The sequence below is a fragment of the Bradyrhizobium viridifuturi genome (genome assembly GCF_001238275.1).
Lineage (GTDB): Bacteria > Pseudomonadota > Alphaproteobacteria > Rhizobiales > Xanthobacteraceae > Bradyrhizobium > Bradyrhizobium viridifuturi.
In genome coordinates this window covers 24864-35548 of the sequence record NZ_LGTB01000063.1, presented here as the reverse complement: position 1 = coordinate 35548, position 10685 = coordinate 24864, and the positions used below count along the sequence as shown (strand labels likewise).

Genomic DNA, 10685 nt, shown 5'->3' with positions numbered 1-10685 from the left:
TCCACCGCCCGCCGCACCCTCGATTGTCGCCGGCGTGCCGCCTGCGTTTTGTGCGCCGGTCGAGGGATGCTGGCTGTCGGAGCCCGCCTCGCTGTAACCGCTGCCGCCATTGCCGTGGTAGCCGTAATAGTCCTGGCCGCCGAACCGCCGCCACCACCGACCCCGCCATTGCCGCCGCTTGCAACCGCATTGATGATGGTGAGGTTCTTGAAAGTCACCGTGCCTGAGGTGACGACAAATCCCTGATAGCCGCGCGCGTCGATGACGTCGCTGTAGTCCTGACCGCCGAGCTGATTGTTGTAGTCGGAGTTGCCGTCGAAGGTGAGCGTCGAGCCGTTCATCAGATTGATGGCCGGCAGATCGTCCAGCAATTGCAGCGTGCGCGCACCAGACGAGAGCGAGAAGTTGATCACGTAATCGGTGTTGGCAGCAGCGAGGCCACCGCCGACGCTGATCGCCGAAATCGCGTTGTAGAGCTGGGTATAATCGTGGACGGGATCGCTGGTCGTCAGCGTCAGAACAACGGGATTCGACACAAGGACCTCGGCAATATGCATGAGCGACCGTGATCGGCCGCTGTTTTCAAAAAATTGCCGAATAGTTACCTTGCGCCGCAAGCCATTGGCAACAATAACGAATTCTCATTCCGCGCACGGAGTTGCGATGGTCAATCGGTAAGGTTGACGGGCGCGGAGACCGCGCTGCGCGGGCTCCCGAGGCAATCTTCGCCGCAATCGGCGATACAGGCGACGTGTTGGCTGCGTGGCGGGCACCCATCAATGTGAAACACGCAGCATGACGATGCGCGTAATGAGAAGCGCCGCGACAAAAATGTCGGCGACGAATCGCCGAATCACGCTCGGCTCCGTCGATGCGGCCTCGCTTCGCCAGTGGCTCCGAAACGATCTTTCGGACAGACTGTTCGTGTTGGCGACCACGCTCCGAACGGCGTGCGCCGGAGCGACGGGTGCAGCATGACGCCTCCACGCGATAGAGCATCTCCTCACCGTCGGCGGACAGTGACGATGACGGTGTGCATGCTTGCGATCGCGCCATGCATCGGACGCGCCGAAGCGGCGGGATGCAATTTCGAGATTCAGGGCGAGGGTCGCATCGCCGCTGTCGTCGATGCACGCAGCCTGCGGCTGGACGACGGCCGCGAGGTCAGGCTCGCCGGGATCGAGGTGGCGGACCGGGCGAAGGCCGCCGCAGCGCTAGCAGCGCTATCGGTCGGCCGCGAGGTGACGCTTCGCGGACAGGACGACGCGCCGGACCGCTATGGCCGGCAACCGGCCTACGCTTTCCTCGAAGGCCGCGAGACGCCCGTCCAGACCGAGCTGCTGCGCCAGGGCCTCGCCCTGGTGTCGTCCGAGGCCGCCGACAAGGACTGCACCGCGGTGCTGATGGCGGCGGAAAGCGAGGCGCGGACGGCTCGATCGGGAACCTGGGCGGAGGCCACGGTCATAAAAAACGCTGAAAGCCCGGACGATATTTTGGCCGGGATCGGGCGTTTTACAGTGGTCGAGGGCAGGGTTTTGTCCGTGCGCCAGGCGGGCGCGACGACCTACCTGAATTTCGGCCGAAACTGGACACGGGACTTTGCTCTGACTATTTCAAGGCGCATAGTCCCTGCGTTCGAGGCGGCCGGGCTTGCGCCCAAATCTCTGGAAAATCGCAGGATTCGTGTGCGAGGCTGGGTGGAAGCGCGACGTGGGCCGCGAATCGAATTGCTCCGGGTGGGGCAGATTGAAGTGCTCGACGGGAACTAGGGGCCTCTGGCCACAGCCCGGCCGATTCACGGGACAATTTGTGAGTTTTTGACGTGATTGAACGCGCTGGACGGCGTGAAGATGGAACTGGCCGCCGCCTTTCGGCAGCGCCTGTGCTCGTCTGCGCGGCCCTGACGCTGTCGGCCTGCGGCAATGTCGGCCGGTTCGAGCAGGTCACCCCGACCGCAGCAGCGGCGCCGGTGAAGCCGAACCGGGTGGTGCAGCAGACACCCAACAGCGAGCGCGAGCATGAGCGCATCCTGTCGTCCTATGGCGGCGCCTATGACGACCCCAAGCTCGAGGCCCTGATCAGCAAGACCGTCGAGCGGCTGGTCGCCGCCTCCGAACGGCCCGACCAGGCCTACAAGGTCACGATCCTCAATTCCGGCGCGGTCAACGCCTTCGCGCTGCCGACCGGCCAGCTCTACGTCACGCGCGGCCTGATCGCGCTCGCCAGCGACACCTCCGAGCTGTCCTCGGTGCTGAGCCACGAGATGGCGCATGTGCTGGCCAAGCACGCCGCGATGCGCGAGGACCAGGCGCGCCAGGCGGCGGTGGTGACACGCGTCGTCACCGACATGAGCACCGACCCCGATCTCACGGCACTGGCGCTCGCCAAGACCAAGCTGACGATGGCGAGCTTCTCGCGGCAACAGGAGTTCGAGGCCGACGGCATCGGCGTCGGGATCGCCGCGCGCGCGCATTTCGATCCCTACGGCGCGTCGCGCTTCCTGACCGCGATGGAGCGCAACGCCGCGCTGAAGATCGGCAAGACCGCGCTCGATCCGCGCGCGCAGGACTTCACCTCGTCGCATCCGGCAACGCCGGAACGCATCTCCAACGCGCAGACCACCGCGCGGCAATATTCGTCGCCCGAGAACAACGAGCGCGACCGCGAGACCTATCTCGCCGCGATCGACAACATCGTCTATGGCGAGGATCCCAGCGAAGGCTTCGTGCGCGGCCGCAGGTTCCTGCATCCCAAGCTCGGCTTCACCTTCACCGCACCCGACAATTTCACGCTCGACAACACCGCGCAGGCGGTGATCGGCGTGCGCGAGGGCGGCAGCCAGGCGATGCGCTTCGACGTGGTGCGGGTGCCGGCCGAACAGTCGCTCGGCGACTACCTGAATTCCGGCTGGATGGAAGGCGTCGAGAAATCCTCCACCGAGGACCTCAACATCAACGGCTTTCCGGCCGCGTCAGCCACCGCGCATGGCGACCAGTGGCAGTTCAAGGTCTATGCGCTGCGCTTCGGCAGCGACGTCTACCGCTTCATCTTCGCCGCCAAGCAGAAATCCACCGAGAGCGAGCGCAACGCGCGCGAGACCGTCAATTCATTCCGTCGCCTGACCCTCGATGAGATCCAGGCGGCACGCCCGCTGCGCATCAAGGTCATCAACGTGCAGCCCGGCGATACCGTGGAATCGCTGTCGCACCGTATGGCCGGCGTCGATCATCCGGCCGAACGTTTCCGTGTGCTCAACGGCCTCGACGCCCACGCCCAGGTCAAGCCGCGCGACCGCGTCAAGATCGTGGTGGATTGAGGACCGCGGTCTCTCCACTGTCGTCCCGGCGAACGCCGGGGCCCATAACCACAATTGTCGATTGACGGAAAACGCTGGGGCCACAGCGCGCTCAAACAACGCTGCCCTGTGGTTATGGGTCCCTGCTTCCGCAGGGAGACGTAGAGAGCGCCCTACTTCGCCTTCTCCTTGAGGAAGGCGATGATGTCGGCCCGATCCTTCGGATCCTGAACCTCGTAGAACATCTTGGTGCCCGGAACCATCGCATCGGGACCGGTGAGCCATTTGTCGAGATTGGCCTCGGTCCACACGATCTTCGAGTTCTTCAGCGCCGGCGAGTAATTGTAGCCCGCGACCGAGCCGGCGAGGCGGCCGACGACACCCTTGTGCATCGGCCCGACGTCGTTCTTGTCGATCGAATGGCAATCGCCGCAGCCTGGTACAGGGTGGCGCCGCGCGCTGCATCACCCGCCGCACGGGCGCTGTTCATGGCGAGCAGGATCGCGATTGCCGCCATCGCGGCGGTCTTGGCATGCCGCGGCGCCAGCACGCCTGCGATCGAACGGATGGTCATTCCCGGGGGTCTCCTGTTGGTCACCCCATCAGGAGCAGCCTCACTGGCGATCTATTCCCGGGAATTCCGCTGGTTCGCAATTGCGAGCCGCATCGATCGCCGAGAACGGCCGTTGTCGCTGAAGTTTTTCCCGCCCATGTGGAATATCGGCGTGGCCCCGCCGATCTCGATTCGCAGCTGCCACCTCCGCAGCGGCGCCGGGCTATTGGAGCATCCCCAGTGTTTCGCAATCGGCTCGGCGCCGTCGCTCGACTTGCCGGACTCGCGTGCATGCTTGCTGCGCTCACAGCCGCAGCAGCAGTCACCACCGCCGCGCGCGCGGACGGCTGCCCCAGGCCGAGCGACGAAATTGCGACCGACCGGCCCGACGTCACCAATTCAAGTATCGTCGTGCCGGTCGGGAGCCTGCAGAACGAGAACGGCGTCAACCTGACCGGCCGCGACGCCGGCCGCAGCATCGACGGCAGCAACAGCCGCTGGCGGCTCGGGATCGCGCCCTGCCTCGAAGTGCTGGTCGACCTGCCGACCTGGTTCGGCAGCGTGAAATCGCCCGGCGTCTCGGGCTTTTCCGACGTCGCGCCCGCCATCAAATGGCAGATCAGCCCGCTGCCGGGGAAGATCGACCTGTCGATCACCGCCGGCGTCGCGCTGCCGACCGGCGCGGCTGCGATCGCCGGGCGCGGCGCGCAGCCCTACATCCAGCTGCCATGGTCATGGGAGTTGCATGACGGCTGGGGCATCAGCGGCATGTTCACGGAATTCTTCCGCCCCGCCGAGCTGACCGGCCAGCACATGTCGGAAGCGACCTTCGTGATCGAGAAGAAGCTGACCGAGCGGATCAGCGTGTTCACCGAATATGTCGGCGACTATCCCGACGGCGCGCGGCCGACCCAGCTCATCAACTCCGGCGGCGCTACCGGATCACACCGACCCAGCAGCTCGACCTCCACGTCGCGTTCGGGCTCAACCGCAACTCCCCGAACTACATCGTCGGCCTCGGCTATTCGTTCCGCGTCGACGGGCTGTTCCGGTAAATCAGCTTTCGGCTTCGCGCAGGCCGCTCAGCCACAGCGCCAGCAGCGTCCACACCGCGCCCGACAACAGATACGCGCCGGCCGAGATCAGGCCGAAATGCGTCGCCAGCAGCAGCGCAGCGAGCGGCGCGAAACCGGCGCCGAACAGCCAGGCGAAATCCGAGGTCAGCGCCGAGGCGGTGTAGCGATAGTTGCGCGCGAAGCTCGAGGCGATCGCGCCCGACGACTGGCCGAACGACAGGCCGAGCAGCACGAAGCCGAGCACCATGTACACCGTTTCGCCGAACGCACCGGCATCGAGCAGCTGCGGAGCAAAGCCGCTATAGACCGCGATCGCGACTGCCGAGCCCAGCAGCAGCGGCTTGCGTCCGACGCGGTCGGCGATCATGCCGGAGGCGATGATCGCTGCGACGCCGACCATGGCGCCGATCATCTCGATGATCAGGAAGCGCACCGGGCTTTCCTTGGTGAACAGGAACACCCAGGACAGCGGGAACACCGTGACCATGTGGAACAGGGCAAAGCTCGCCAGCGGCGCGAACGCGCCGAGCAGGATGTTGCGGCCCTCCTGCGCGACGGTCTCGCCGACCCGCGCCGGCTCCAGGTCGCGGCTTTCGAACAGCTCGGAATATTCATCGGTCGCCACCATGCGCAGCCGCGCGAACAGCGCCACCACGTTGATGGCGAAGGCGACGAAGAACGGATAGCGCCAGCCCCAATCGAAGAAATCATCCGCCGAGAGGTTGCCGGCGAAGAACGCGAACAGCGCGCTCGCCACGATCAGCCCGAGCGGCGCGCCAAGCTGCGGCACCATCGCGTACCAGCCGCGCTTGTTCGCCGGCGAATTCATCGCGAGTAGCGAGGCAAGGCCGTCCCAGGCGCCGCCCCAGGCGATGCCCTGCAGGACGCGCGCGGCGGCCAAGAGCCAGATCGCGGCCGCGCCGATCGTGTCGTAGCCGGGCAGGAAGGCGAGCGCGACCGTGGCGGTGCCGAGCAGGAACAGCGCGATGACGAGCTTGGCGCCCTTGCCGTGGCGGCGGTCGACCGCCATGAAGATGACGGTGCCGAGCGGCCGTGCGGCAAACGCCAGCGCGAAGATGCCGAATGAATAGAGCGTGCCGGTCAGCTCGTTGACGAACGGGAACACCAGCTTCGGGAACACGATCACCGAGCGATCGCGTAGACGAAGAAATCGAAGAACTCCGAGGTGCGGCCGATGATGACGCCGATGGCGATTTCGCCGGGTTTCGCCTGCCCGTGACCTGACGCGGTCGGGGTGCCGTGAGCCATTGCTGGGGCCTGTGCCATCGCCGGAGAACCGTCCTTTGGAGCATGCCATGGAAAAGTGGAACCGGTTTTCCGAACCGCATGCTCAAGCAAGAGATGAGGCCACGGGCAGACTTTGCCACGCGGTCCACCTCACCTTCTGAGCTTCTATCCCGCAGTGCAACATTGGACAAATTGTCCAATGTCAACTTTGCTGCATCGCAGCTACCCCTTGGCGGAACTCATAAAATTCAAGTGGGGTGAGCCGTGCGCGCCTTGAAACTATTGGCCTTATTGCCGTTCGCGGCGCTCCTTGGCGGGTGCGATTTCGTCGTCCTGGCGCCCGCCGGCGACATCGCCGCCCAACAGCGCGACCTCGTCGTGATCTCGACCGTCCTGATGCTGATCATCGTGCTTCCGGTGATGGCGCTGACCGTCTTCTTCGCCTGGCGCTACCGCCAGTCCAACACCCAGGCACCCTACGAGCCGGAGTGGGATCACTCCACCCAGCTCGAGCTGGTGATCTGGTCGGCGCCGCTGCTGATCATCATCTGCCTGGGCGCGCTGACCTGGATGGGCACCCATCTGCTCGATCCCTACCGCTCGCTCGGCCGCATCGCCGCCGACAAGCCGATCGAGAGCAAGGACGCCCCGCTCAATGTCGAGGTGGTCGCGCTCGACTGGAAGTGGCTGTTCATCTACCCGGACTACGGCGTCGCCGCCGTCAACGAGCTTGCAGCTCCGGTCGACCGCCCGATCCGCTTCCGCATCACGGCGTCTTCCGTGATGAACTCGTTCTACATCCCGGCGCTGGCCGGCCAGATCTACGCGATGCCCGGCATGGAGACCAAGCTGCACGCGGTCGCCAACAAGCCGGGCACCTTCCGCGGCTTCTCGGCCAATTACAGCGGCGCCGGCTTCTCCGGCATGCACTTCGATTTCAAGAGCCTGTCGAACGCCGATTTCGACAAGTGGATCGGCACCGCAAAGGCCAGCGCCAACATGCTCGGCCGCACCGATTATCTGCAGCTCGAGCGTCCGAGCGAGAACGATCCGGTCCGGCTGTATCGCTCGGTCGATCGCGATCTCTACAAGGCGATCCTCAACATGTGCGTCGAGCCCGGCAAGATGTGCATGAGCGAGATGATGGCGATCGACGCCAAGGGCGGCCTGGGGCGCGAAGGCCTCAACAATACGCTGCCGCTGACTTACGACAAATACGCCCGCCGCGGCGCGCCGCTCGGCACGGAGCCGACCTTCGTCGCCGGCATCTGCTCGATGGACGAGATCAAGGACGCGCCGTCGCGCGAGGTCACCGCACCGCTTGATTTGACCCCGTTGCGCGGCTTCGGGCTGAAGCGCCCGCCGTTCTCGCCGGCGCATCCGTCATCGACATCCCAGTTGCTCGGCCAGCGTCCGAAATCAGAGTCCTGAGGAGGACCGCATGAATCCCGATCTCGTCAAGATGATCTTCGGCCGCCTCAATCTGGAAGCGCTGCCGCTGCATGAGCCGATCCTGGTCGGCACCTTCGCGGTGGTGGCGACCGGCGGCCTCGCGCTGTTCGCGATCGTCACCTACTTCCGGCTCTGGAGCTATCTGTGGCGCGAGTGGTTCACCACCGTGGACCACAAGCGCATCGGCATCATGTACATGATCCTCGGCATCGTGATGCTGCTGCGCGGCTTCGCGGACGCGCTGATGATGCGCCTGCAGCAGGCGATCGCGTTCAACGGCTCTGACGGCTACCTCCCGGCGCATCACTACGACCAGGTCTTCACCGCCCACGGCGTGATCATGATCTTCTTCGTCGCGATGCCACTGGTCACCGGCCTGATGAACTACGTGGTGCCGCTGCAGATCGGCGCCCGCGACGTCTCCTTCCCCTTCCTCAACAATTTCAGCTTCTGGATGACGGTCGGCGGCGCCGTGCTGGTGATGATGTCGCTGTTCGTCGGCGAATTCGCCCGCACCGGCTGGCTCGCCTACCCGCCGCTGTCGAACATCGGCTACAGTCCTGACGTCGGCGTCGACTACTACATATGGGGACTACAGGTCGCAGGCGTTGGCACCACGCTATCGGGCATCAATCTGATCTGCACCATCGTCAAGCTGCGCGCGCCGGGCATGACCATGATGAAGATGCCGGTTTTCACCTGGACCTCGCTCTGCACCAACGTCCTGATCGTCGCCTCCTTCCCGGTGCTGACCGCGGTGCTGGCGCTGCTGTCGCTGGATCGTTACGTCGGCACCAACTTCTTCACGAACGATTTCGGCGGCAACCCGATGATGTACGTGAACCTGATCTGGATCTGGGGCCACCCCGAGGTCTACATCCTGGTGCTGCCGGCGTTCGGCATCTTCTCCGAGGTGACCGCGACGTTCTCCGGCAAGCGGCTGTTCGGCTACACCTCGATGGTCTACGCCACGGTCGTCATCACCATCCTGTCCTACCTGGTCTGGCTGCACCACTTCTTCACGATGGGCTCCGGCGCCAGCGTCAACTCGTTCTTCGGCATCACCACCATGATCATCTCGATCCCGACGGGCGCGAAGATGTTCAACTGGCTGTTCACGATGTATCGCGGCCGCATCCGCTTCGAGCTGCCGATGATGTGGACGGTGGCGTTCATGCTGACCTTCGTGATCGGCGGCATGACCGGCGTGCTGCTCGCGGTGCCGCGGCCGACTTCGTGCTGCATAACAGCCTGTTCCTGATTGCGCATTTCCATAACGTGATCATCGGCGGCGTGCTGTTCGGCCTGTTCGCCGGCATCAACTACTGGTTCCCAAAGGCGTTCGGCTTCAGGCTCGATCCGTTCTGGGGCAAGCTGTCGTTCTGGTTCTGGGTCTCGGGCTTCTACTTCGCCTTCATGCCGCTCTACGTGCTCGGCCTGATGGGCGTGACCCGCAGGCTCCGCGTGTTCGACGATCCGTCCCTGCAGATCTGGTTCGTCATCGCTGCCTTCGGCGCCTTCCTGATCCTGCTCGGCATCGGCGCGATGCTGGTGCAGTTCGCAGTCAGCATTCTCAGGCGCGAACAGCTGAAGGACACCACCGGCGATCCCTGGAACGCGCGGACGCTGGAATGGGCGACCTCGTCGCCGCCGCCGGACTACAACTTCGCCTTTACTCCGGTGGTCTACGACAACGACGCCTGGTGGGACATGAAGCGCCGCGGCTACAAGCGTCCGCTGACCGGCTTCAAGCCTATCCACATGCCGTCCAACACCGGCACCGGCATCATCCTCGCCGGCCTTGCAACCGTGATGGGCTTCGCCCTGATCTGGTACATCTGGTGGCTCGCCGCCGTCAGCTTCGTTGCGCTGCTCGCGGTCGCGATCGGCCACACCTTCAACTATCACCGCGACTTCCACATCCCGGCGGATGCGGTGGTGCGGACCGAAGATGCGCGGACGCGCGTTCTCGCCGCGGGAGCCCAGACATGAGCGTAGCAACCACCCAGATCTCGGTCCAAGGCTCCGAGCCGGTCTTCCACGTCATCGACGAGCACGATCATCCGGAAGGCGCCAGCACCATGCTGGGCTTCTGGATCTACCTGATGAGCGACTGCCTCATCTTCGCGATGCTGTTCGCGACCTATGGCGTGCTCGGCGGCAACTATGCCGCCGGCCCGGCGCCGAAGGACCTGTTCGACCTCAAGCTGGTCGCGCTCAACACCACGATGCTGCTGCTCTCCTCGATCACCTATGGCTTCGCCATGCTGACGATGGAGAAGTCGAAGATCGGCCAGACCCAGCTCTGGCTCGCGATCACCGGGCTGTTCGGTCTCGCCTTCCTCGGCATCGAGCTCACTGAGTTCGCCCACATGATCCATGAGGGCGCGACGCCGCAGCGCAGTGCCTTCCTGTCGTCGTTCTTCACGCTGGTCGGCACCCACGGCCTGCACGTCACCTTCGGCCTGGTCTGGCTGGTGACGCTGATGGTGCAGACCGCGCGTTTCGGCCTCACCACGGCCAACCGGCGCCGCCTGATGTGCCTGTCGATGTTCTGGCACTTCCTCGACGTGGTCTGGATCGGCGTCTTCACCTTCGTCTATCTCCTGGGAATGCTGCGATGACATCAAATTCTCACGCCGACGCTCATACCCTCGAAGCCAATGCCGGCGGCCACGGCCATGACGACCATGGCGGCGCCGCCCACGGCTCGCTGAAGAGCTATCTGATCGGCTTCGGCCTCTCGGTCGTCCTCACGGCCATTCCGTTCTGGCTGGTGATGACCGGGACCATCGCCGACAAGGCGGTCACCGCGCTGATCGTGCTGGTGCTGGCGGCGGTGCAGATCGTGGTCCACATGGTCTACTTCCTGCACATGAACACCCGGTCGGAGAACGGCTGGACCATGATGGCGATGATCTTCACCGTGGTCATGGTGGTGATCGCGCTGACCGGCTCGCTGTGGGTCATGCATCATCTCAACATCAACATGATGCCGATGCACGACATGAGCCAGATGCCGTGACGAAGCGGTCTACCAGACCCTCGCTTGTGCTGCCCA

The 10685-nt window shown here is 64.5% G+C and carries 8 protein-coding genes and 2 pseudogenes; 6 read left to right on the top strand and 4 right to left on the bottom strand.

The features are described 5' to 3' along the window. Window positions 1-617, bottom strand: a 617-nt coding sequence (locus ALC15_RS37935) for a hypothetical protein (RefSeq protein WP_157860979.1), incomplete at its 3' end; no start/stop codon positions are given. A 408-nt stretch (window positions 618-1025) separates the two neighbouring features. On the opposite strand from ALC15_RS37935, the gene ALC15_RS37930 reads away from it, so the two are divergent. Together ALC15_RS37930 and ALC15_RS37925 are read left to right on the top strand one after the other, a co-directional pair. Continuing rightward, window positions 1026-1769 (top strand): thermonuclease family protein, encoded by a 744-nt coding sequence (locus ALC15_RS37930; protein WP_094194374.1) that lies wholly within the window; start codon window positions 1026-1028, stop codon window positions 1767-1769. Between the two features lie 53 nt (window positions 1770-1822). Next, on the top strand, window positions 1823-3316 hold the full coding sequence (locus ALC15_RS37925; RefSeq protein WP_050631687.1) for a M48 family metalloprotease: 1494 nt from the start codon (window positions 1823-1825) through the stop codon (window positions 3314-3316). 152 nt (window positions 3317-3468) lie between these two features. Here the strand turns inward: ALC15_RS37925 and ALC15_RS48040 are convergent, their stop codons facing one another. The 3 genes and pseudogenes from ALC15_RS48040 to ALC15_RS37915 form a co-directional block, all read right to left on the bottom strand. Next, entirely contained in the window at window positions 3469-3687 is a 219-nt protein-coding gene (locus tag ALC15_RS48040) for a c-type cytochrome (protein ID WP_430649224.1), read from the bottom strand. A gap of 874 nt (window positions 3688-4561) precedes the next feature. After that, window positions 4562-4720, bottom strand: coding sequence for a hypothetical protein (locus ALC15_RS47755; protein WP_347336355.1), 159 nt, complete (start codon window positions 4718-4720; stop codon window positions 4562-4564). Window positions 4721-4904: 184 nt separating this feature from the next. Then, window positions 4905-6211: pseudogene (locus ALC15_RS37915) on the bottom strand (MFS transporter). 225 nt (window positions 6212-6436) lie between these two features. Between ALC15_RS37915 and cyoA the strand changes: the two are divergent. The 4 genes and pseudogenes from cyoA to cyoD all read left to right on the top strand — a co-directional run bounded on the left by cyoA (window position 6437) and on the right by cyoD (window position 10649). Further along, complete coding sequence (gene cyoA / locus ALC15_RS37910) at window positions 6437-7603, top strand: ubiquinol oxidase subunit II (RefSeq protein WP_050631686.1); 1167 nt, start codon at window positions 6437-6439, stop codon at window positions 7601-7603. A gap of 10 nt (window positions 7604-7613) precedes the next feature. Continuing rightward, window positions 7614-9616, top strand: a pseudogene (gene cyoB, locus ALC15_RS37905) (cytochrome o ubiquinol oxidase subunit I). After that, the gene (cyoC, locus tag ALC15_RS37900; RefSeq protein ID WP_050631685.1) at window positions 9613-10248 is read left to right on the top strand and encodes a cytochrome o ubiquinol oxidase subunit III; all 636 of its coding nucleotides are present in this window, start codon (window positions 9613-9615) and stop codon (window positions 10246-10248) included. The pseudogene cyoB and the gene cyoC overlap by 4 nt, the downstream one beginning before the upstream one ends. Beyond that, window positions 10245-10649, top strand: a complete 405-nt coding sequence (gene cyoD / locus ALC15_RS37895) for a cytochrome o ubiquinol oxidase subunit IV (protein ID WP_050631684.1) — start codon at window positions 10245-10247, stop codon at window positions 10647-10649. Before cyoC ends, cyoD begins: the two co-directional genes overlap by 4 nt. Window positions 10650-10685 lie beyond the last annotated feature (36 nt).